Origin of the sequence: Streptomyces sp. NPDC019443 (genome assembly GCF_044389785.1) — a bacterium.
In the GTDB taxonomy this organism is placed as follows: Bacteria; Actinomycetota; Actinomycetes; order Streptomycetales; family Streptomycetaceae; genus Streptomyces.
Genome location: NZ_JBIRYJ010000005.1, coordinates 498,213 through 519,611 on the forward strand (window position 1 = coordinate 498,213; position 21,399 = coordinate 519,611).

Below are 21,399 nucleotides of genomic sequence, written 5' to 3' on the forward strand. Positions count from 1 at the left end.
CCTCCCCTCGTCAGGCCAGCTGCTCGGCGATCTCGACGCGCAGCAGCGCGCGGACGTTCTCGATGTGGTTCGCCACGGTCACCACCGACGAACCCGCGAACAGCAGCCCGACAGCGACGTTGTCGAACGAGGTCACCAGCGAGCCGGAGTCACCGCCCGCCGAGATGTTCGTCGTCAGGATCTGGTCCTTGAAGCGGGCCGTTCCCGCCGTGCCGTAGTTGACGTCGATCGTGGCGTCCACCGCGATGATCCGGCCGAAGCTGACGTTTGTCGTCCGCCCGGTCTTCTTCACCAGGTCGCCGACCGCCACATTCGCCTTGCGCCGCCAGGCCCGCGGCACCGCGCCGAAGTACTGCTCGCGCGTCGCGTCCTCGAACTCGACCTTGCCGAGCGCCGCGTCGACGACGTTGTTGTGCTGGGCCGGCGGGATCTGTGGCGCGAACTGGATGGTGATGAACCGGTCCAGCGTCGCGATCCGGTCCGCCGGGTCCTGTCCGCCGTCGAACACGCCGGGCTGCAGGATCGCGCTGCCCAGCTGCGCGCGGTTGGAGTCCGCGAGCACATGGTTGTTGGACAGGATGTAGAACTTCCCCGGTACGCCGAGCCCCGGCCCCGGCGGGTCGGTCGTGGCCCCGGGCAGGAAGTCGTACACCACGCTGCCGAGCGTCCCGGCCGTCACCCGTACATTGCCCACCGAGATCCCGGAGGGTGCGGGCCGCAGTCGGCGCCGCAGAAGCTGCGGCTCCAGGGTGCCCATCTCCCGCAGCTCTTCGAGCAGCGGCTGCGACAGCTGTGAGAGCTGGCCCGCGACACTGCCGTCGGGCCGGTAGGCCGCCTCCGCATCCATCGCCCGGCGCGGCTGTTGCCGCTGCCGGCGCTGTGCGGAGACATGTCCGACCGCGATGACATCGGTCGGTGTTCCGTCGTCCATCTGCTGCGGGATCACATCCCGCTCCGGCAGCATCGACTCCGGGACCTTCTGGGTCACGAAGACCAGTACGGCCTCTTCCCCGGTGGGGCGGCCGTCGCTCCACTTCACGCCGTGGCCGAAGCCGACGACATTGGCGAGCGGCGCCTGTGGCCGCAGGAAGTCGCTCGTCGCCTGTTGCCGGGAGCTGTCACTGAGCTGCCCGCCGGTCGGTCCTCGCATCATTTCGGGCTGGCTCGTCACGCCAGACCACCTCTTCCCCTGATTCGAAGGGGCTCCCTCACCGCTCCTGGTCATGGGCGGTGACTGCACCGACGGCGAGCACGCGCACCGGTACGCCCTCGAGCTGTGCGGGAACCACGTCTTCATCGCGGAGCCGGTCACGGGGCACTTTGCGGGTGACGAAGACGACGATCACGTCCACGCCCGAGTGCTCGTCCCTCCCGGTGCCGACACCGGTCACATTGGCCAGCTGCATGAGCCGGCTCTCATGGAGTTCGCGAGCCCGTATCACGTCCATCCGTTCGGCTCGCCTCCCCCTGCGGGTGATGCAGGTACGGCATGTCTATTGCCCTTCCCCCCAGGGGTCAAGGAGTTCGGCATGAAATCTTGGGATTGGTGGTGATCTATTCCAGTTGACCTTCTTTACTAAGATTCTTCGGACGGTCCGTCAAGTAGGGGGCGACGGGGACCCGTTGGCCGGCGGCGGGATATTCATGGACCGCGGGGCCTTCGATGTCGGCCGGTGTTCAAGTGCCGTTTATGCGTGGGCGGGAGTGTGAGGCCGTCATCAGCCAAGCCGGATGTGTCTCTTCAGGCCTTCAGGAGTACTCGATGCCGCTCACCCGCAGGGAATTCACCAGACAGTCCGCGCTCACCGGGGCGGGAGTCGTACTCGCCGGCGCCGTGGGCTCGCTCGCCACCGCGCCCGGCGCGCTCGCAGCCGAGGACAGCGCCGACGTCGACGGACAGGGCCACGAGGACGGCGAGCACGGCCACGGCAGCCACGGGCCCGGCTACGGCCCCCTGATCCCCGATCCCAAGGGGCTCCTGGCGCTGCCCGCCGGATTCTCGTACCGCGTCATCACCCGCGCCGGTGTCACCAAGCTGGATTCGGGCGAGTTCACCCCCTCCAAGCACGACGGCACCGCCACCTTCGAAGGCCCGCGCGGCGTGACCCTCCTCGTCGTCAACCACGAGCTCAGGGGCCCCCGCTCCAAGATCGATCACCCGGTTCCGCTCGCCGAGAGCCTCGTCTACGACCCCGCCGCGCCCGGCGGCTGCACGGTCGTCGAGGCCCACCGCAGCGGCGAGGTCGCCCAGTGGGTCGGCATCGCAGGCACCGCGCAGAACTGCGCCGGCGGGCGCACTCCTTGGGGCACCTGGCTCACCTGCGAGGAGACCGAGGACCGCGCGGGCCAGAACGGCATGACCAAGGACCACGGCTATGTCTTCGAGGTCGACCCCTACGATCGACGCGCCAACCGCGCCCCCAAGCCCATCAAGGCACTCGGCCGGTACGCCCACGAGGCCGTCGTCGTCGACCCCAAGCGCGCCCACCTCTATCTCACAGAGGACGCCGGTACCCCCAACGGCCTGCTCTACCGCTGGGTCCCGCCGCACGGCTTCAAGCACGGCCGCGGTCACCTGAGGCACCTCGCCGACGACGCGGGCGTCCTCCAGGCCACCAAGTGCTTCGACTCCGGCGGCCGCTTCGTCGACGACCTGTCCCGCGCCACGAAGATCGGCACGGTCTACGGCGTGGACTGGGTCGACGTGCCGGACCGCGACGCCCGCAGCGTCCCGGTGCGCAAGCAGTTCGCCGACACGGACATCACCCGCGCCCGCAAGCTCGAAGGCATGTGGTGGGGCGACGGCGGCGCGTACATCGTCTCCTCGTACGCCCGTGACGAGAGCCCGGTCCACCACGACGGCCAGGTCTGGTTCTACGACCCCAAGCGCCGCACCCTCACCCTGAAGGTGCTGCTCGGCGTCAACCCCGACCCGCCCAAGGACGGCGCGTTCGACGGCCCCGACAACATCACCGTGTCGCCGTACGGCGGGCTGATCATCGCCGAGGACGGCGAGGGCGTCCAGCACCTCTTCGGTGCGACCGAGCGCGGGCGCACCTACCCGATCGCACGCAACGAGCTGAACCTGGGCACCGCGGAGGACCCGGACTTCAGCGAGTTCGCCGGCGTCGTCTTCTCGCCCGACGGCCGGACCCTCTACGCCAGCATCCAGACCCCGGGCATCATGTTCGCGATCACGGGCCCCTGGAAGCGTCAGCCACGCAACCACTGACACACACGAAGTGACGGGCTGAACGCCCGCACTGTGGCCGTTGTGCTCCCGCGAGCTGACATCTAACATTTCAGTTCATGGGAGCACTGCGGCCGATACCGCGGACCCTGCTGCGCGACACGGCGTACGCGGCCATCCGCGACGCCATCGTGCGCGGCGAACTCCCGCCCGGGGACCCTGTGCGCGACGCCGACCTCGCCGAGCGGCTCGGGCTCTCCCGTGCCCCTGTGCGCGAGGCGCTCGCACGGCTCGGCGAGGAAGGGCTCGTCGAGACCAAGCCGCAGAGCTATACGCGGGTCACCAGGCTCGAACCACGTGCCGTGCGCGAGGCCGCCGTCGTCGTGCACGCCATGCACGAGCTGGCCGCCCGAGCCGCCGTGCCGTTCCTCACGGCCGAGGACATCGGCGTGATGCGCGAGGCGAACGCCCGCTTCGAAAGCGCGACCCGCAGCGCCGCCGTGGGCGAGGCCCTGCGGGCCGACGACGAGCTGCACGACGTGCTCGTACGGGCCTGTGGCAACCGCGCCGTCGCGGCGACGATCGCGCGGTACACCCCGCTGATCCGCCGGCTGGAGTGGCGGCAGTTCGCCGAGGCGAGCGCGCTGGAGTCGGCCGCGCTGCACGAGCGGCTCATCGACGCCTGCGCGGCCAAAGACGCGGACCGGGCGGCCCGTATCACGGCACAGATCTGGCACGCACTCGAAGAGCTGGCGGACGAAACAGGTGAAGCGGACGAAGTGGATGTAGCGGATGAATCCGGCATGGTCTGACCCGAAGGAGCCCACATGTCGATCACGTTGTACGAACGCTACCCGCTGCTGTTCGGCCCCTCCCCGGTGCACCGTCTCGACCGGCTGACCCACCGTCTCGGCGGCGCGGAGCTGTGGGCCAAGCGCGAGGACTGCAACTCCGGCATCGCCTACGGCGGCAACAAGACGCGGAAACTGGAGTACCTCGTCGCCGACGCTCTCGCCAAGGGCTGCGACACCCTGGTGTCGATCGGCGGGGTGCAGTCGAACCACACCCGCCAGGTCGCGGCGGTTGCCGCCCGCGCCGGGCTCAGGAGAGCTGGGTCGAGTGGCCAGACGCGGTCTACGACAAGGTCGGCAACATCCTGATCAGCAGGCTCGCGGGCGCCGACATCCGGCTGGTGCGCGCCGGGTTCGGGATCGGTGTCAAGGAGAGCTGGGAGCAGGCGCTGCGTGAGGTCGAGGAGAGTGGCGGCCGGCCCTATGCCATCCCGGCCGGCGCCTCCGACCATCCGCTGGGCGGGCTGGGCTTCGCGAACTGGGCGTACGAAGTGGCCGGGCAGGAGCAGGCTTTGGGCGTGTTCTTCGACACGGTCGTGGTGTGCTCGGTGACCGGAAGCACGCAGGCCGGGATGGTCGCGGGCTTCGCTGCGCTCGAAGAGGCGGGCGCCCGGCCCCGGCGGGTGATCGGCATCGACGCCTCCGCGGCGCCGGAGCGCACCAGGGAGCAGATCGGGCGGATCGCGCGGAACACCGCCTCACTCATCGGGGTGGAGCGTGAGCTGCGGGACGCGGACATCGAGCTGGACGAGCGGTACCACGCAGGCACATACGGCATTCCGGATGAAACGACGCTGGAGGCGATGCGGCTCGCCGCCCGTACGGAGGGGATGGTGACGGATCCGGTGTACTAGGGAAGTCGATGGCAGGACTGATCGACCTGGTCACACGCGGTGAGATCGGCTCGTCATCGACGGTGCTTTATGCCCATCTCGGGGGTCAGCCCGCACTCAATGCGTACAGCGCTCTCCTCTGACGTGGCGTGGCGGGTGCCCGAGGGCGCATACTCCAGGTAATGACAAAGTCAGCCGGATCCCGGCGCCACCTGCCCTCCAGTCCCTTCAACAAACCGGCCGCGGCTGCCCCGCCGATTGAGCAGTACGAAGTGGGCGACCGGGTCTCGCACGACCAATTCGGACTCGGAAGAGTCATCGCAGTCGAGGGCGACAATGCCGCTGTGCTCGTCGACTTCTCCGGACGTCAGGGAAGAATCCTGAGCCCATACTCCAAACTGGCCAAACTCTGAGGACCGTGGCCCCCGGGTCCGCCACCACTCAACGGATGGCGGGCCCGGCGGCGTCGGTCACAGCGCCTGTGCGGCGGGCTTGACCATGCCGCGTACGGTGCGGGACTTCACGAAATCGCCCATGGCGGTCATGTCCCATTCACCCGAGAACTGCTTGATCAGCTTGGCCATCATCACGCCGGTCTGCGGCTCGGCGCCGGTCAGATCGAAGCGGACCAGTTCCTCGCCCGTCGCCGCGTCGATCAGCCGGCAGTAGGCCTTGGCAACCTCGGTGAACTTCTGTCCCGAGAACGAGTTGACGGTGAAGACCAGGCCCGTCGCCTCCGCCGGCAGCCGGCCGAGATCCACGACGATCACTTCGTCGTCGCCCGCGCCCTCACCCGTCAGATTGTCGCCGGAGTGCTTGATCGCGCCATTCAGGATCGACAGCTTGCCGAAGTAGCAGCTGTCCAGGTGGTTGCGGTTGGGGCCGTACGCGATCACGGAGGCGTCGAGGTCGATGTCCTTGCCGCGGAAGGCGGGCTCCCAGCCGAGGCCCATCTTGACCTGGGAGAGCAGCGGGCGGCCGCCCTTGACCAGCGAGACCGTCTGATTCTTCTGCAGGCTGACCCGGCCCTTGTCCAGGTTGATCTTCCCTGAGCCGGGGGCGGGAGCGGCCGGCGGCGCGGGGGGCGCGGGCGGCACGGGCGCGGCGAGACGCGGGTCGACCGGTGCGGGCGGCCCGACTGGCGCCGACGGCGCGACCGGCGCGGGGGCCGTGGCGGGTTCCTCGTCGACCGAGACGCCGAAGTCCGTGGCGATGCCCGCCAGCCCGTTCGCATAGCCCTGGCCGACCGCACGGGCCTTCCAGGCGCCGTTGCGCAGATAGATCTCCACGACGACCAGCGCGGTCTCGGTGCCGAGCTGCGGCGGGGTGAAGGTGGCGAGCGCGCTGCCGTCGTCGGCGCTGCGGATGGTGGCGGTCGGCTCGATGCCCTGGAAGGTCTGCCCCGCGGCGTCGGGGCTCGCCGTGACGACGATCTTCTCGATGCCGGGCGGGACGGCGGAGGTGTCCACCACGATCGCGTCGGGGGCGCTGCCCCCGCCGGAGCGATAGCTGACGCCGGGGCCCGCCGGCTGGTTGTAGAAGATGAAGTCGTCGTCGGAGCGCACCTTGCCGTCGGCGGTGAGCAGCAGGCCCGATACGTCGAGCCGCACCGGAGCGGTGACGTCCACCGCCACGCGGGTGACGGCGAGAGGGATGTTCGAGCCGGGGGTCATAGCTGTCATGCCAGGGATAACGAGCGAGGCCGCTTTACCGTTCCCTTACCCTTTTCATCGGTTGCGCGGGTGGTTCCGGGCCGTGCGCTCATTGCCGAACCTGTACGCACCGGTCCAGCGGGCCATCACCAGCTGGGCGTCCGACGACTCGACCTCAGTCACACGCGAATATGGATCAGTACGGCCACTGGGGCGGATTGGTGGTGAAGTGGCCGCCCAGATGCGCGTGGTCAGGGTTGTCCGGGTCGAGTTCGCCCTGTTCCGCGACGAGCTTCTCGGCGTACTGCTCGGAGTCGTCCTGTGGCTCGTAGCCCAGCGCCCGCGCAGTCGAAAGGTCCCACCACAGGCGGGTGTTGGCGGAAGAGCCGTAGACGACGGTGTGGCCGACACTCTCGGCGGTGAGCGCGGCGTGGAAGAGCCGGGCGCCGTCGCCGGGGCTCATCCAGACCGACAGCATCCGCACGGACGTCGGCTCCATGAAGCAGGAGCCGATGCGGACGGAGACGGTTTCCAGGCCGTGCAGGTCCCAGTAGAGCTGCGCCAGGTCCTCGCCGAAGCACTTGGACAGGCCGTAGTAGGTGTCGGGGCGGCGCGGGGTGTCGATGGGGATCAGCGCATCGGGCGGGAAGGGCGGCTCGCCCTGCGGGCGCGGAGTGAACCCGACCGCGTGGTTGCTGGAGGCGAAGACGATCCGGCCGATGCCCTCTTCGCGGGCCGCCTCGTAGAGGTTGTAGGTCCCTTCGATGTTCGCACGGAGGATCTTCTCGAATGGGGCTTCCAGGGAGATGCCCGCGAGGTGGATGACCGAGTCGACGCCGCGCACCGCCTCGCGCAGCGCCCCCTTGTCGGCGAGGTCTGCGGTGACCGCGTCCGGCACTCCCTCTATGGGGGTGGCGTCGAAGAGGCGGAGCTCGTAGCCGTACGCGGGCAGCAGCCCCCGCATCAGCGTGCCGATGCCGCCGGCGGCGCCGGTGAGCAGGACCGTGCGGGGAGCGGGCATGGGGGATCTCCTTGAAATGCTCAGGTCCGTAGACAGCATTCACATTCATGGACAAGCTAGGGAGTGGTTCCGGACAGCGTCAAGTGTCGCGCGGAGGAGCCGACTCCGCCTCTGAGTTGCGGTTTTCCGTCTTGACCCGGGCGATGCGGCTGCCATAGCGTGACTCTGTTCAGAGATATGGACATCGATCAGAGTTGTGCACGAGTCCGCAGGCTCGGTGCACGGCCCAGGGAGCGCCCGTGACCTCAGCCCCGCTCGCCGCCCGGCTCACCCGGGTCCAAGGACCGCTGTTCTTCCCCGTCACCGCGTACGGACCGGACGGCGCTCTCGACCTCGATGTCTTCCGCGCCCATGTGAGGAGCGGCATCGACTCCGGTGCGGCCGCGGTCTTCGCGTGCTGCGGTACGGGCGAGTTCCACGCCCTGACCCCCGAGGAGTTCGGTGACTGCATCGCCGCCGCCGTCGAGGAGACAGCCGGCGAGGTGCCGGTCGTGGCCGGCGCGGGCTACGGCACGGCGCTCGCCGTCCAGTACGCGAAGACCGCCGAAGCGGCGGGCGCGGACGGACTGCTCGCCATGCCGCCCTACCTCGTCGTCGCCGACCAGGCCGGGCTGCTGTGCCACTACACCGCGCTCGCCGCGGCGACCTCCCTCGACGTCATCGTCTACCAGCGCGACAACGCCGTCTTCACCCCCGAGACCGTCGTCGAACTCGCCCAAGTGGACGGCATCATCGGCCTCAAGGACGGCTACGGCGACCTCGACCTGATGCAGCGCATCGTCGGCGCCGTCCGCCGCGACCTGCCCGACCAGGACTTCCTCTACTTCAACGGGCTGCCCACCGCCGAACTCACCGGCCTCGCCTACCGCGGCATCGGCATCACCCTTTACTCCTCCGCCGTCTTCGCCTTCGCCCCGGACATCGCACTCGCCTTCTACCGCGCGCTGATGACCGGCGACGACAAGACCGTCAACCGGCTGCTCGACGGCTTCTACGTGCCGCTGGTCGAACTGCGCAGTCTCGGCCGCGGCTACGCCGTCTCGCTCGTCAAGGCGGGCGTACGCCTCGGCGGCCTCGACGTCGGCGAAGTGCGGCCACCGCTGAGTGAACCCCTCGACGCCCACGTCAAGGCCCTCGCGGCGCTCATCGAGCGCGGCCGCTCCCTGCTGGAGGACGGCAGGTGAAGACCTCCGCCTTCCTCTACCCCTGGGACGTCGTCGGCGACCCGGACGCCGCCGCCCGCATCGCGGACCTCGGCGTCCAGCAGGTCACCCTCGCCGCCGCCTACCACTCCACGCGCGCCCTGACCCCGCGCCACCCCCGGCACCGGATCGTCACAGCGCAGCATGCCGCCGTGCTCTACGAAGTCGACGAGGGGCGCTGGGCGGGCCGCGAGCTGCGCCCGTACACCGCAGGGGACTGGGCCGTGGGCGACGCATACGGCGAAGCCGCCGCGGCTCTGGCCGACGCCGGCGTCGAGGTCCACAGCTGGGTGGTCCTCGCCCACAACTCCCGCCTCGGCGCCGAGTATCCGGACACTTCCGTCGTCAACGCATACGGCGACCGCTACCCCTGGGCGCCCTGCATCGCACAGCCCGCCGTACGCGCCCTGGTGACGGATCTCGCGGCCGAGGCTGCGACCAGGCCGGGCGCGCGCGGCACCGAGCTGGAGTCCTGCGGCTGGTACGGCCTCGCGCACCTGCACGCCCACGACAAGATCGCCGGCGTGGGGCTGGGCGACGGGGCGCAGTATCTGATGTCGCTGTGCTTCTGCCCCGCCTGCCGCGACGGCTACGCACAACAGGGGCTGGAGCCGAATCTGCTGGCCGCTGCCGTACGGGGCGCACTGGAGCCGGTCTGGGCGGGCGCCGTGCCCGCCGACGCCGAGGTCGAGAAACTGCTCGGCGCCGAACTCGCCGCCGCGACTGAGGACTTCCGGACGCGGACCGCCCGTAGGCTCCAGGAGGCCGCCGTCGCCGCGGTGCGGGCCGCCGCGCCGCAGGGCTTCCAGGTGCTGCTGCACGCCGACCCCGTCGCGCACCACTGCGGGGCGAACGCGGGCGTCGACCCGGCGCACATCCTGTCCGTCGCGGACGGCGTGGTCGTGCCGTGCACGGGCAGCCCGCGGCTGCTCGAACCGTTCGCGGAGCAGCGGGTGGACGGTGCTGTGCTGGCCGCGAACTTCACCGTGGTCAGCGGGATGGGCGGCAGTCCCGGCACGCTCGCGGACGACGCGGCCCGGGCGGCGGGTCTCGGGGCGACTCAGCTGCGGCTCTACCACGCGGGACTGGCGTCGGACGGGGACTTGGCGCTGGTGTCGGACGCGCTGTCCCGCCTGGCCTGAAGGCCCGAGCTCGTCCCCGGCCCCGCCCCTTCCCGCTGCATCGATTTGCGGCTCCGCCGCTTGGGGGGCAGGCCCCCAGACCCCGTACGCGTTTTTGGGGGTCCCCCCACGCCCTCCGGGCGTAGGGGGAGTGTCGGGGACCCCCAACGGGCTTGATTTCCGCCTTGACGCGGCCCCGGCCGCCGCCTAGCTTCAAGCGCGTCGTACTTCGTACGTCATATATGAGACGCGAGACAATGAGAGCGTGACAGCGCCATGACCTTCGCCCCCGCGCCCATCCCCTCCCGCACCCAGTACGTGCTGGAAGCGGTCAAGCACGCCATCCTCACCGGGCGGCTGCGGCCGGGACAGGCTCTGGTCGAGACCGAACTCGCCGCGCAGTTCGGAGTGTCCAAGACCCCCGTGCGGGAAGCCCTGAAGACCCTCGCGGGCACCGGCCTCGTCGTCATGAGCCAGTACAAGGGCGCCACCGTCCGCACCGTGGACGCCGCGATGGCCCGCGAGGTCTACGACGTACGGCTGCTGCTCGAACCGGAGGCGCTGCGCAGGTCCGTCGAGCGTGCCGCGGACCTGGAGGCCGCGCGGGAGGCGCTGCTGAAGGCCGACGACTCCGCCGACCGGGCCGAACGCTCGCTGGCCAACCGGGAGTTCCACCGCGCCCTCTACCTGCCCTGCGGCAATCCGCTGCTGACCCGGATGCTCGACGACGTACGCGACCAGGCCGCCCTCGTCTCGACCGTCGCCTGGGCCGCCGACCCGTCCTGGGAGCGCGAGGCGGCCGAGCACCGGGAGATCCTGCGGCTCGCGCTGACCGGCGACGCGCAGGGTGCCGCCCGCGCCCTGCACGAGCACATCGCAGGATTCGTACGGCGGGCCTTCCCCGAGGAGGACGAAGCATGACCGAGCCCCAACTCCCCGCCCTGCGTGCCGCGCTCGCCGACGTCGTGGCGATCCCGGTGACGCCGTTCGCCGCCGACGGCACGGTCGACGAGAAGGCCCAGCGCGCCCTGCTGCGCCGCCTCGTCGACGGCGGCGTCGTCACTCTCACGCCCAACGGCAACACCGGCGAGTTCTACGCCCTCACGCCCGAGGAGCGCCGCCGCGCGATCGAGCTGAGCGTCGAGGAGGCGGCGGGCGCCGCGACGATCGTCGCCGGGGTCGGTCACGAAGTGCCCACCGCCGTCGCCGCCGCACAGCACGCGCGCGACGCGGGCGCGCATCTGGTGATGGTCCACCAGCCCGTGCATCCGTACGTCTCGCAGGACGGCTGGATCGACTACCACCGGGCGATCGCCGACGCGGTCCCCGGGCTCGGTGTCGTCCCGTACATCCGCAACCCGCTGCTCAGCGGCGGCTCGCTGGCCCAACTGGGCGCGCTCTGCCCCAATGTCATCGGCGTGAAGTACGCCGTCCCCGACGCGGCCGGGTTCGCAGCCTTCGCGCGCGACGCGGGTCTGGACCGCTTCGTCTGGGTCGCGGGCCTCGCCGAGCTGTACGCGCCCTCCTACTGGGCGGGCGGCGCCACCGGCTTCACCTCCGGCCTCGTCAATGTTGCCCCGGCCGTCTCCCTCGCCATGAGGGACGCGCTGCGCGCGGGACGGTACGCCGACGCCATGCGCACCTGGGAGCAGATCAGGCCCTTCGAGGAACTGCGCGCGGCCCACCAGTCCGCCAACAACGTGACCGTCGTCAAGGAAGCGCTGGCCTCGCTCGGCCTGTGCCGCCGCGATGTGCGACCGCCCAGCCGAACCCTGCCCGCCGACCAGCGCGCCGAGGTCGCCCGCCTGGTCGCGGGATGGGACGCATGACCGCCAAGCGCCCCGAGGAACTCCGCAGCCACCAGTGGTACGGCACGGACGGGCTGCGCTCGTTCAGCCACCGCGCCCGCACCCGCCAGCTCGGCTACCTTCCCGAGGAACACCTCGGCAAGCCGGTCGTCGCGATCCTCAACACCTGGTCCGACATCAACCCCTGCCATGTCCATCTGCGCGACCGCGCCCAGGCCGTCAAGCGCGGGGTCTGGCAGGCCGGCGGCTTCCCCCTCGAATTCCCGGTCTCCACACTCTCCGAGACCTTCCAGAAGCCGACCCCCATGCTCTACCGCAACATGCTCGCGATGGAGACGGAGGAGCTGCTGCGCTCCTATCCGGTGGACGGCGCGGTGCTGATGGGCGGCTGCGACAAGTCCACACCCGCGCTGCTGATGGGCGCGGCCAGCGCCGACCTGCCTGCCGTCTTCCTACCGGCGGGCCCGATGCTGCCGGGCCACTGGCGCACCGAAGTGCTCGGCTCAGGTACCGACATGTGGAAGTACTGGGACGACAAACGCGCCGGCCTGATCGGCGACGCGGAGCTGGCCGAGCTGGAGAACGGCCTGGCCCGTTCGCCCGGCACCTGTATGACCATGGGCACCGCATCGACCCTGACCGCCGCGGCCGAGGCGCTCGGCGTCACGGTCCCCGGGGCGTCGTCCATCCCGGCCGTCGACTCCGGGCACGAGCGGATGGCGGCGGCATCCGGCAGGCTGATCGTCGGCCTGGTGCACCAGGATCTCAGGCTGTCGAAGATCCTCACCCGGGAGGCGTATGAGGACGCCGTCGCCACCGTTCTCGCGCTCGGCGGCTCGACCAATGCCGTGATCCATCTGATCGCGATGGCGGGCCGCTCTGGCGTGCCACTCACGCTCGACGACTTCGACCGCATCGCCCGCAGGGTCCCGGTGCTGGCCAACCTCCGCCCCGGCGGCCGCTACCTGATGGAGGACTTCCACTTCGCGGGCGGACTCCCCGCGTTTCTGGCCCGGTTGACCGACGTACTGCATCTGGACCGGCCCACCGTCGCGCACCCCACCCTGCGCGAACAGCTCGCGGAGGCGCGCGTCCACAACCCCGACGTCATCCGCCCGCGCGACAACCCCCTCGCCGAGGAGGGCGGCGTGGCGGTGCTGCGCGGCAATCTCTGCCCCGACGGCGCGGTCATCAAGCACATCGCCGCCGAGCCGCGCCTCCTGAAGCACACCGGGCCCGCCGTGGTCTTCCCCGACTACCGGACGATGCAGCGGACCATCAACGACCCGGAGCTCGCCATCACCGCCGACCATGTGCTGGTGCTCCAGGGCGCGGGCCCCAAGGGCGGGCCCGGCATGCCCGAGTACGGGATGCTGCCGCTGCCCGACCACCTCCTCAAGCAGGGCGTACGGGACATGGTGCGGATCTCGGACGCCCGGATGAGCGGTACGAGTTACGGCACCTGTGTGCTGCACATCGCCCCCGAGTCGTACGTCGGCGGGCCGCTGGCCCTGGTCCGCAGCGGAGACCTGATCACGCTGGACGTCGCGGCGCGCACACTGCGGCTGGAGATCTCCGACGAGGAACTGGCGCGGCGCAGGGCGGCCTGGACGCCGCCGCCCGAGCGGTACGAACGGGGCTACGGCGCCCTGTACAGCGAGCAGATCTCCCAAGCCGACACCGGTTGCGACTTCGCCTTTCTCGCCCGCCGGGGCAACAGCCCCGATCCGTACGCGGGTTGAGCGGGCCGGTCCGGACCGTCAGTCCCAGCCGGTCCGGACCGTCAGTCCCAGGCGGCCTGGACCGTCAGTCCCAGGCGGCCCTGACGATCAAGCGCTGGGCGGACGTGACGTAACACCCCCATAACCTGAAACGCTCGTCCCGGGGGAACAATCCAGCTACCCGCCAGCAGGATCGCCCCCCGAGGAGAGCCATGTCCGCACAGGTCGACCGGTACTTCCACATCAGCGCACGAGGCTCGACCGTCGCGCGGGAGATCCGTGGCGGCTTCGCCACGTTCTTCACGATGGCCTACATTCTCGTGCTCAACCCGATCATCCTCGGCAGCGCCGAGGACAAGTTCGGCGCCCACCTTTCCGGGCCCCAACTGGTCACCGTGACCGCCCTGGTGGCCGCCGTGATGACCGCCATCATGGGGCTCGGCGGCAATCTCCCGCTCGCGATCGCCGCCGGACTCGGCCTCAACGCCGTCGTCGCCTTCCAGATCGCGCCCCTGATGAGCTGGCCCGACGCGATGGGCCTGGTGGTGATCGAGGGGATCCTCATCTGCGTCCTGGTCGTCACCGGACTGCGCGAGGCCGTCATGCACGCCATCCCGGGCTCGCTCAAGGTAGCCATCAGCGTCGGCATCGGCCTGTTCATCGCGTTCATCGGCTTCATCGACGCGGGCTTCGCCACCCGCATACCCGGGGACACCGGCACCGTGCCCGTCCAGCTCGGCGCGAGCGGTCAGCTCTCCGGCTGGCCCGTCCTGGTCTTCTGTCTCGGCGTGCTGCTCACCGTCGCGCTGATGGCCCGCAACGTGAAGGGCGCGATCCTCATCTCCATCGTCACGATGACCGTCGTCGCGATCGTCATCAACGAGATCGCCGACATCGACCCGCTCGCCTGGGGCCTGACCGTCCCGTCCGTGCCCGACGACATCGTGGCCGCCCCCGACTTCGGGCTCGTCGGCTCCTTCAGCCTCTTCGGCGCCTTCGAGCAGATCGGCGTCATCACGCTCGTCCTGCTGGTCTTCACCCTCATCCTGAGCGACTTCTTCGACACCATGGGCACGGTCGTCGGCATCTCCAGCGAGGCCGGTCTGCTCGACGAGAACGGCAAGGTCCCCAACCTCGGCCGGGTGCTGCTGATCGACGGCGCCGCCGCCGTGGCGGGCGGCGCGGCATCCGCCTCCTCCAACACCTCGTACATCGAATCGGCGGCCGGCGTCGGCGAGGGCGCTCGCACCGGACTCGCCTCCGTGGTCACCGGTGCGCTCTTCGGCCTCGCCCTCTTCCTCACCCCGCTGGCCACCGTCGTGCCCGCGCAGGCCGCTGCCCCCGCGCTCGTCGCCGTCGGCTTCCTGCTGATGGCGCAGGTGCGGCACATCGACTGGGAGCGGTACGAGATCGCCATCCCGGCCTTCCTGACGATCGCGGTCATGCCGTTCACGTACTCCATCACCAACGGCATCGGCGCCGGTTTCATCGCCTATGTCGTCATCAAGACGGTGCTGGGCAAGGCGCGCGACGTGCACTGGCTGCTGTGGGGCACGGCCGCGCTGTTCGTGGTCTACTTCGCGATCGACCCGGTCGAGCAGCTCCTCGGCGTCAAGTAGCCATCAGGCGTGAGGACTTCAGGGCCGCGGCCATCATCTTCTTCGCGATGGGCGCGGCCAGGCCGTTGCCGCTGACCTCGGAGCGGGCCGCGCCCGAGTCCTCGATCAGCACGGCGACCGCCACCTCCTTGCCGGTGGACGAGTCCTTGGCGTAGGAGGTGAACCAGGCGTACGGCGTCTTGCTGTTGTTCTCGCCGTGCTGGGCGGTGCCCGTCTTGCCGCCCACCTCCGCGCCGTCGATCTTGGCATTGTGGGCCGCCCCGGCGGGCGGGGTCTCAGCGCGGCGAGATGAACCCCGACTCGTACGCCGCGATCACCGCCTGGGTACGGTCCCGGGCGCCCGTCTTCGCGAGGACCGACGCCACATGCGTCTTCGCCGTCGCGGGACCCACGCCCATCCGCCCGGCGATCTCCGCGTTCGTCAGCCCCGTCGCCATCAACCGCAGCACCTCTCTCTCGCGCCCGGTCAGCCGCGCCGCCCACGGCGGGGGAGCGGCCGGCTCCCGGCGGCCGTACCCGGCGGCCAGCGAACGCACGGCCGACGGGAACAGCAGCGAGTCGCTGCGGGCCACCAGCCGGACCGCCTGGACGAGATCCTCCGCCGCGGCCCGCTTGAGCAGAAAGCCGGCGGCTCCGGCGCGCAGCGCGTCGTACACATAGGAGTCGTTCTCGAACGTCGTCACCACCACGATGCGCGGTGGCTCCGCGAGCGTGCCCAGGATCTGCTCGGTGGCCCTGATGCCGTCGATCTCCGGCATCCGTACATCCATCAGAACCACGTCGGGGCGCAGCTCGCGCACCACCGACACCGCCTCCGCGCCGGTCGCCGCCTCGCCCACGACCTCCAGGTCGGGCTCGGCGTCCAGGATGACGCGCAGCGCCGTACGCACCATCCGCTCGTCGTCGGCGAGGACGACCCGGATCGCGCTCATCGGCGGCCCGCCAGCGGGAGCCGGGCGGACAGCCGCCACACCGCGCCTTCAGGACCGGCCTGCGCGTGCCCGCCGAGCAGCGCGGCCCGCTCGGCGATGCCCCGCACTCCGCGGCCGCCTCCCGGGCGGACTGCCGGGGCCCTCTCGGGCAGCGGATTCTTCATCGTGATCTCCAACTCCTCGCCGCGCAGGGCGATCCATAGGGACACGGGGGACGCCCCGGCGTGACGCAGGGCGTTGCTCAGCCCCTCCTGGACGATGCGGTACGCCTCGCGCGAGACGGGCGCGGGGACGGCGGCCAGTTCGCCGTCGGCGGTGAGCGACACCGGGACGCCACTGCGCGCGAGCAGTCCGTCCAGGGTGTCCAGGGTCGGTCCGTCGAGCTGGGTGGTGTGGTCGTCGCCCTGGCGCAACAGGCCCAGTACGGAGTCGAGTTCGCCCACCGTGCGCCGGGTGGTCTCCTCGATCGCGGCCAGTGCCTCCCGTACGAAACCCGGATCGCTGTCCAGGACCCTGCGGGCCGCGCCCGCCTGCAGGGTGACGGCGCTCAGGGCGTGGCCCACCGAGTCGTGCAGCTCGCGGGCGAGCCGGTTGCGCTCGGCCAGTTCGGTGGCCCGGCGCTCCGCGGCGGCCAGCCGGTCCGCGGGGGTGGGGCCGAGAAGGACCGGCGCCTGGCGGGCCAGCAGTGCCCCGGCCGCCGCCGCACAGGACGCGAGTGCGATCAGCATGGCGAGCCCGGCGAACGGGCACAGGGCCAGTCCCCAGGGGTGGTCGAGGTAGTCGGGGACCATGGCCCAGTCCCTGAGCCCGCCCGAGAGCGGCAGCAGGATCAACGTCACCGCGAACGGCGGCAGCGCGAGCGAGGCGCCGCCGATCAGCGCGCCGATTCCCGCATGCAGCGTGAACCAGCCCGAGGCCCGCAGCCGCGCGGCCCGCGAGCGCGTCGGCCCCTCCGCGAACCGCTCCGCGGGCACCCCACACAGGGCCTTCGCCAGGGCGACCGCCAGCGGTCTGGTGAGCGGGAACAACAGCGCGGTCACCGCGGCTATCGGCAGCGCGATGCCGTACGCGCCGAACTGGAGGGCGAGGGAGTCGGAGAACATGTCCTTGGCACCGACGAGCGGGCCGACGATCACCGTGCCCACCAGCCAGTACGGCATCAACAGGGCGCCGCCCAGGATCAGATGGAGCCAGCGAAGCCAGGCCCGTGTCCCGAACAGCGCCCTGGCGGACGCCTTGAGCGCTCTCTTCACGCGCCGCGCCGCCGTAGGAACGAGGCCGTCCCGGTGATGACGAGCAGACCGACGATCATGCCCCCAGCGTAGGTCAGGGCCATCAACCCCGTTGCCCGCTCGCCTTCTTCGGCGCCCGGCAGCACCGCGGCGATCAGCAGCCAGATGCCCCAGCAGCCCACCGCGCCCGAGCCCAGCCAGGCCATGGCCAGCGGAGTCTTCAGCGGCAGTGCGGGGGCCGGGCGGAAGGCGAGCAGCAGCGCTCCGGCCACGGCGACGACCACGAAAAGGGCGCTGATCCCTTCGAGTACATAAAAGTCGGCCGTACGCTGCTCGATCCGCGCGCCGCTCAGACCGGTCGTCGCGCCGCAGGCCCACAGCAGGCGCATCGTTGCGGGGAAGAGCGCGAGCACGGCGGCGGCCACGGCGGTCACCTTCAGCGTCCACCCAGTGGCGGCCGTGGGCAGGTCCCAGATCCGGCCGCGCCACACATGGCCCCAGCGCTCCCGGGCGTACAGCACGAAAAGAGTTCCAAGGGCAAGGCCCTGGACGATGAAGCCCGTGTAGACGACCCCGAAGACCCACTCGTCGAGGAAGGGTTCGTCCCCGGCCGGCCGGGTCCGGGCTCCGGTGACGGCGTGGGTCAGCAGCTGGACCGGGAAGCCGACCATGATCGGGGCGAGCAGACCGCCCGCGATCCACATGGGCGTGGCAAGCAGCCAGCCGGGCACCCGCCGTCCCCAGTCCTGGGTGAGCAGGAGCGCCAGGACGATGACGGCGCCGTCCATCAGGACGGTGACGCTGTTGGCGACGGCGATCAGACCGCGGTGCTCCAGCAGCACGCTGTCGTCGGGGATGCCGATCCGGCTGCCCGCGATCCAGGCGATCTTGAGCGAGAGATACGGGACGCAGGAGGCGACGGTGACGGTGCGCAGCACCCCACGCACACGCGGGGCGCGAAGCGGAACGGAGGGCCCCGAGACGGGAGCGAGCGGTGTCTGTGTCATGACCCCTACGCTCCCGGGCGAGCGCCCTGAGCAAATCACGCCTGGCGACGATCCTCCTCCGCCGCACGGCGGAGAAGGGGCCTTGCGGGGGTCTTCAAGGACTCACTCCCGCTCAGTCTCTAGGAACGGTTCACAGCCTCCGGGTCGCCAGCGTCAGCCGGTCACGTGCGTCGAAGAGCGCGTCCTTGATCATCTGCTCATGGCCCGGGGTGAGCCGAGCCACCGGCACCGAGCAGCTGATCGCGTCCCGCGCCGGCGTGCGGTACGGAATCGCGATGCCGAAGCAGCGCAGCCCGAGAGTGTTCTCCTCGCGGTCCACGGCGTAGCCCTGCTCGCGGATCAGATGCAGTTCCTCGATGAGCTTCTCGCGGTCGGTGATGGTGTGCTCGGTCAGCGACGCCAGGGTCTCCGGCAGCATCTTGCGCACCTGCTCGTCGCTGTGGGTGGCGAGCAGCGCCTTGCCCAGCGAGGTGGAGTGCGCGGGCAGCCGGCGGCCGACGCGGGTGAAGGGGCGCAGATAGTGCTGCGACTGGCGGGTGGCGAGATAGACGACATTGGTGCCGTCGAGGCGCGCGAGGTGGATGGTTTCCGTGGTGTCGTCGGAGAGCCGGTCCAGGGTGGGCCGGGCGGCCGCCACGACCTCGTCGCCGTCGATGTACGAGGTGCCCACCAGCAGAGCCCGTACGCCGATGCCGTACCGCGTGCCCGTCGCGTCCGTCTCCACCCAGCCGAGCTCGACCAGGGTGCGCAGCAGCATGTAGAGGCTGGACTTGGGGTAGCCGACGGCCTCCTGGACCGCGGCGAGAGAGTGCATGCCGGGGCGCCCGGCGAAGTATTCGAGCAATTCCACCGTCCGCACCGCGGACTTGACCTGAGCTCCACCGGAATCCGCAGTTGACATTGCTCTTCGCCCCTTCTTGACCGCGCAGAACGCCCGGAAATAGAGTCCCCACACATTCACCATCAGGAATGCTGTTCAGAATACCGAACAAAACCCCTGATGGGTGGCAGTAGACCGGGAAGGAAGCCGCGGTGGCAGCAGCACCAGTCTGGAGTGTCGACCCCCGAACCGGGAACCCGCGTGAGCAGGTTGCGGTCGAGTCCACGGTCGAGGAGATCGACAACGCGGTCCGCGCCGCACACGCCGCCCGCCCCGCTCTCGCCGACCGGAGTGTACGCGCGCTCCTGCTCCGTACCGCCGCCGACCTGCTCGACGAGGCGAGCGAGTACGTCATCGAGGCCGCCGACGCCGAGACCGCGCTCGGCCCCACCCGTCTCACCGGTGAACTCGCCCGCACCACCGCCCAGTTGCGCGCCTTCGCCGAGATCGTCGACGAGGGTGCCTTCCTCGACATCCGCATCGACCACGAGGACGGCTCCAGGACCCCGCCCTGGCCGGATCTGCGCCGCTACAGGATCCCCCTCGGCGTCGTCGCCGTATACGCCGCGAGCAACTTCCCGCTCGCCTTCTCCGTGCCCGGCGGCGACACCGCCAGCGCCCTCGCGGCCGGCTGCCCCGTCGTCGTCAAGGCGCACCCCGACCACCCCGGCACCTCGGAACTCTGCGCGTCCGTCCTGCGCAGGGCCGCCCAGCGCGTCGGTCTGCCCGAGGACGTCGTGATCCTCGTGCACGGCTTCGAGGCGGGCATCGAACTGGTCAGGCACCCGCTGGTGGCGGCCGCGGGCTTCACCGGTTCGGTACGCGGCGGGCGCGCCCTCTTCGACGCCGCGGCCGCCCGGCCCGCACCCATCCCCTTCCACGGCGAACTCGGCTCGCTCAACCCCGTCGTCGTCACCGAGGCGGCCGCCGGGGAGCGGGCCGAGCAGCTCGGGGCCGGGCTCGCGGGCTCGATGACCCTGGGGGAGGGGCAGTTCTGCACCAAGCCCGGCTTCGTTCTGGCCCCCGCGGGCGACGCGGGCGACCGGCTGCTCAAGTCCCTGACGGCCGCGGTCAGCGAGACCGAGCCCGGCGTGATGCTCGACCACCGGATGCGCTCGGCCTTTGTCGAGGGCGTACGGGAACGGGCCGAACTGTCCGACGTGGAGGCCCCGATCACCCCCGGCGCCGGCGGCGAGCACACCGTGAGCGCCGGCTTCCTGTCCGTACCGGCACGGCTGCTGGCCGCCGAAGGGCCGCACGACCTGCTGCTCGAAGAGTGCTTCGGCCCGGTCACCGTCGTCGCCCGCTACGAGTCGGAGGCCGAGATCACCGCGGTGCTCGGCCGACTCCCCGGCAACCTCACCGCCACCCTGCACCTCTCCTCCGGCGAGGCCGAAGGCGATGGCAGGGGCGCCGAACTGCTCGCCGAACTCACCCCGCTCGCGGGCCGCGTGCTCGTCGGCGGCTGGCCGACCGGCGTCGCTGTCGCCCCCGCCCAGCACCACGGCGGCCCCTACCCGGCCACCACCTCCACCTTCACCTCGGTCGGCGCCACCGCGATCGAGCGCTGGCTGCGCCCGGTCACGTATCAGACGACGCCCGAGGCGCTGCTGCCGCCCGAGCTGCGCGACGACAACCCGCTCGGTCTGCCGCGTCGGGTGGACGGCCGCCGGGAAACTCCGGGAAGCTGAGCGTCGTGACCGACCCGATCGACCTGACCGAACTGCCCTTCCCACTGCGCCCGTACGGTCCCGAGGCCAACTGGTCGTACGACAAGGGCGTGCTCACCGGCTGGGCGGGAGCCCGGCAGGACCTCTTCGTGCCGCCCGCGGGTGAAGCCCTGGACCCCGTCTCCGACGCGCCGCGCCTGCTCGGCGCGCCGGAGGGCGACTTCCAGCTCATCGCGCGGGTCACCGTCGGCTTCACCGCGGCCTTCGACGCCGGCGTGCTCTATCTGCACGTCGGCGAGCGGGAGTGGGCCAAGCTCTGTCTGGAACTCTCCCCGGACAAGCCCACCATCTGCACGGTCGTCACCCGCGGCCACTCCGACGACGCCAACTCCTTCGTGGTGGACGGCGACAGCGCCTGGCTGCGGATCAGCCGCACCGGTAAGGCATTCGCCTTCCATGCGTCGACGGACGGCGAACACTGGACCTTCGTACGGATCTTCGCCCTGGGCGACGAGGAGAAGGCGGGCGCGGCACTGGTCGGGTTCATGGCCCAGTCACCGGTGGGAGAGGGATGCGTGGTCACCTTCGACCGGATCGAGTACCGCCCGAACTGGCCGGCGGGCCTGCGCGACGGCTCCTGATCTCAGACACGGACGCCCC

Annotated in this window: 19 protein-coding genes and 2 pseudogenes; 12 read left to right on the plus strand and 9 right to left on the minus strand. The window is 70.8% G+C overall.

The features are described 5' to 3' along the window. Positions 1–10: 10 nt before the first annotated feature. Together ACH492_RS19620 and ACH492_RS19625 are read right to left on the minus strand one after the other, a co-directional pair. Complete coding sequence (locus ACH492_RS19620; protein ID WP_398988161.1) at positions 11–1,171, minus strand: hypothetical protein; 1,161 nt, start codon at positions 1,169–1,171, stop codon at positions 11–13. Positions 1,172–1,208: 37 nt separating this feature from the next. Next, the gene (locus tag ACH492_RS19625) at positions 1,209–1,448 is read right to left on the minus strand and encodes a hypothetical protein (protein ID WP_398988163.1); all 240 of its coding nucleotides are present in this window, start codon (positions 1,446–1,448) and stop codon (positions 1,209–1,211) included. Positions 1,449–1,762: 314 nt separating this feature from the next. On the opposite strand from ACH492_RS19625, the gene ACH492_RS19630 reads away from it, so the two are divergent. The 4 genes and pseudogenes from ACH492_RS19630 (at position 1,763) to ACH492_RS19645 (ending at position 5,287) form a co-directional block, all read left to right on the plus strand. Further along, entirely contained in the window at positions 1,763–3,232 is a 1,470-nt protein-coding gene (locus ACH492_RS19630; RefSeq protein ID WP_398988164.1) for an alkaline phosphatase PhoX, read from the plus strand. Between the two features lie 77 nt (positions 3,233–3,309). Next, complete coding sequence (locus tag ACH492_RS19635; RefSeq protein WP_398988166.1) at positions 3,310–4,002, plus strand: GntR family transcriptional regulator; 693 nt, start codon at positions 3,310–3,312, stop codon at positions 4,000–4,002. Positions 4,003–4,017: 15 nt separating this feature from the next. Continuing rightward, positions 4,018–5,017: pseudogene (locus ACH492_RS19640) on the plus strand (1-aminocyclopropane-1-carboxylate deaminase). Positions 5,018–5,056: 39 nt separating this feature from the next. Continuing rightward, on the plus strand, positions 5,057–5,287 hold the full coding sequence (locus tag ACH492_RS19645) for a hypothetical protein (protein ID WP_266542984.1): 231 nt from the start codon (positions 5,057–5,059) through the stop codon (positions 5,285–5,287). A 57-nt stretch (positions 5,288–5,344) separates the two neighbouring features. On the opposite strand, the gene ACH492_RS19650 is transcribed toward ACH492_RS19645, so the two are convergent. Together ACH492_RS19650 and ACH492_RS19655 are read right to left on the minus strand one after the other, a co-directional pair. Further along, positions 5,345–6,556, minus strand: a complete 1,212-nt coding sequence (locus ACH492_RS19650) for a TerD family protein (RefSeq protein ID WP_398988168.1) — start codon at positions 6,554–6,556, stop codon at positions 5,345–5,347. A gap of 166 nt (positions 6,557–6,722) precedes the next feature. Then, complete coding sequence (locus ACH492_RS19655; RefSeq protein WP_398988170.1) at positions 6,723–7,547, minus strand: NAD-dependent epimerase/dehydratase family protein; 825 nt, start codon at positions 7,545–7,547, stop codon at positions 6,723–6,725. Positions 7,548–7,786: 239 nt separating this feature from the next. Between ACH492_RS19655 and ACH492_RS19660 the strand changes: the two genes are divergently transcribed. From ACH492_RS19660 to ACH492_RS19685, 6 genes are all read left to right on the plus strand, one after another. Continuing rightward, complete coding sequence (locus ACH492_RS19660) at positions 7,787–8,731, plus strand: 5-dehydro-4-deoxyglucarate dehydratase (RefSeq protein ID WP_398988172.1); 945 nt, start codon at positions 7,787–7,789, stop codon at positions 8,729–8,731. Further along, positions 8,728–9,891, plus strand: coding sequence for a hypothetical protein (locus ACH492_RS19665; RefSeq protein WP_398988174.1), 1,164 nt, complete (start codon positions 8,728–8,730; stop codon positions 9,889–9,891). Before ACH492_RS19660 ends, ACH492_RS19665 begins: the two co-directional genes overlap by 4 nt. A gap of 255 nt (positions 9,892–10,146) precedes the next feature. Then, entirely contained in the window at positions 10,147–10,791 is a 645-nt protein-coding gene (locus ACH492_RS19670) for a GntR family transcriptional regulator (protein ID WP_356227976.1), read from the plus strand. Then, positions 10,788–11,699 (plus strand): dihydrodipicolinate synthase family protein, encoded by a 912-nt coding sequence (locus tag ACH492_RS19675; RefSeq protein ID WP_398988176.1) that lies wholly within the window; start codon positions 10,788–10,790, stop codon positions 11,697–11,699. Before ACH492_RS19670 ends, ACH492_RS19675 begins: the two co-directional genes overlap by 4 nt. After that, entirely contained in the window at positions 11,696–13,420 is a 1,725-nt protein-coding gene (araD, locus tag ACH492_RS19680) for an L-arabinonate dehydratase (protein ID WP_398988178.1), read from the plus strand. Before ACH492_RS19675 ends, araD begins: the two co-directional genes overlap by 4 nt. 191 nt (positions 13,421–13,611) lie before the next feature. Continuing rightward, the gene (locus ACH492_RS19685) at positions 13,612–15,018 is read left to right on the plus strand and encodes an NCS2 family permease (protein WP_398988180.1); all 1,407 of its coding nucleotides are present in this window, start codon (positions 13,612–13,614) and stop codon (positions 15,016–15,018) included. Here ACH492_RS19685 and ACH492_RS19690 read toward each other — a convergent pair. From ACH492_RS19690 to ACH492_RS19710, 5 genes and pseudogenes are all read right to left on the minus strand, one after another. Beyond that, a pseudogene (locus ACH492_RS19690) lies at positions 15,011–15,280 on the minus strand (penicillin-binding transpeptidase domain-containing protein); the annotation flags it as partial. The gene ACH492_RS19685 and the pseudogene ACH492_RS19690 overlap by 8 nt on opposite strands. A 13-nt stretch (positions 15,281–15,293) precedes the next feature. Continuing rightward, positions 15,294–15,950 carry a response regulator gene (locus tag ACH492_RS19695; protein ID WP_398988182.1) on the minus strand — a complete coding sequence of 219 codons (657 nt, stop codon included), beginning with the start codon at positions 15,948–15,950 and terminating at the stop codon, positions 15,294–15,296. Beyond that, positions 15,947–17,203 (minus strand): sensor histidine kinase, encoded by a 1,257-nt coding sequence (locus ACH492_RS19700; protein ID WP_398988184.1) that lies wholly within the window; start codon positions 17,201–17,203, stop codon positions 15,947–15,949. Before ACH492_RS19700 ends, ACH492_RS19695 begins: the two co-directional genes overlap by 4 nt. Then, positions 17,200–18,189, minus strand: coding sequence for a hypothetical protein (locus ACH492_RS19705; RefSeq protein ID WP_398988186.1), 990 nt, complete (start codon positions 18,187–18,189; stop codon positions 17,200–17,202). Before ACH492_RS19705 ends, ACH492_RS19700 begins: the two co-directional genes overlap by 4 nt. A gap of 130 nt (positions 18,190–18,319) precedes the next feature. Beyond that, a complete protein-coding gene (locus ACH492_RS19710; RefSeq protein WP_398988188.1) occupies positions 18,320–19,090 on the minus strand; it encodes an IclR family transcriptional regulator in 771 nt (256 codons plus the stop codon). A gap of 131 nt (positions 19,091–19,221) precedes the next feature. Here ACH492_RS19710 and ACH492_RS19715 point away from each other — a divergent pair, with 131 nt between their 5' ends. Both ACH492_RS19715 and ACH492_RS19720 read left to right on the plus strand, forming a co-directional pair. After that, the gene (locus tag ACH492_RS19715; RefSeq protein WP_398988190.1) at positions 19,222–20,760 is read left to right on the plus strand and encodes an aldehyde dehydrogenase (NADP(+)); all 1,539 of its coding nucleotides are present in this window, start codon (positions 19,222–19,224) and stop codon (positions 20,758–20,760) included. Between the two features lie 5 nt (positions 20,761–20,765). Further along, positions 20,766–21,380: a DUF1349 domain-containing protein gene (locus ACH492_RS19720; protein ID WP_398988192.1), complete on the plus strand. Its 615-nt coding sequence runs from the start codon at positions 20,766–20,768 to the stop codon at positions 21,378–21,380. Positions 21,381–21,399: the final 19 nt, after the last annotated feature.

Bases quoted from the DNA above. Each gene is read 5' to 3' on its own strand.
- ACH492_RS19625 (WP_398988163.1), bottom strand. From the start codon at position 1,448: ATGGACGTGATACGGGCTCGCGAACTCCATGAGAGCCGGCTCATGCAG.
- ACH492_RS19630 (WP_398988164.1), top strand. From the start codon at position 1,763: ATGCCGCTCACCCGCAGGGAATTCACCAGACAGTCCGCGCTCACCGGG.
- ACH492_RS19635 (WP_398988166.1), top strand. From the start codon at position 3,310: ATGGGAGCACTGCGGCCGATACCGCGGACCCTGCTGCGCGACACGGCG.
- ACH492_RS19645 (WP_266542984.1), top strand. From the start codon at position 5,057: ATGACAAAGTCAGCCGGATCCCGGCGCCACCTGCCCTCCAGTCCCTTC.
- ACH492_RS19650 (WP_398988168.1), bottom strand. From the start codon at position 6,556: ATGACAGCTATGACCCCCGGCTCGAACATCCCTCTCGCCGTCACCCGC.
- ACH492_RS19655 (WP_398988170.1), bottom strand. From the start codon at position 7,547: ATGCCCGCTCCCCGCACGGTCCTGCTCACCGGCGCCGCCGGCGGCATC.
- ACH492_RS19670 (WP_356227976.1), top strand. From the start codon at position 10,147: ATGACCTTCGCCCCCGCGCCCATCCCCTCCCGCACCCAGTACGTGCTG.
- ACH492_RS19675 (WP_398988176.1), top strand. From the start codon at position 10,788: ATGACCGAGCCCCAACTCCCCGCCCTGCGTGCCGCGCTCGCCGACGTC.
- araD (WP_398988178.1), top strand. From the start codon at position 11,696: ATGACCGCCAAGCGCCCCGAGGAACTCCGCAGCCACCAGTGGTACGGC.
- ACH492_RS19685 (WP_398988180.1), top strand. From the start codon at position 13,612: ATGTCCGCACAGGTCGACCGGTACTTCCACATCAGCGCACGAGGCTCG.
- ACH492_RS19695 (WP_398988182.1), bottom strand. From the start codon at position 15,950: ATGAGCGCGATCCGGGTCGTCCTCGCCGACGACGAGCGGATGGTGCGT.
- ACH492_RS19705 (WP_398988186.1), bottom strand. From the start codon at position 18,189: ATGACACAGACACCGCTCGCTCCCGTCTCGGGGCCCTCCGTTCCGCTT.
- ACH492_RS19710 (WP_398988188.1), bottom strand. From the start codon at position 19,090: ATGTCAACTGCGGATTCCGGTGGAGCTCAGGTCAAGTCCGCGGTGCGG.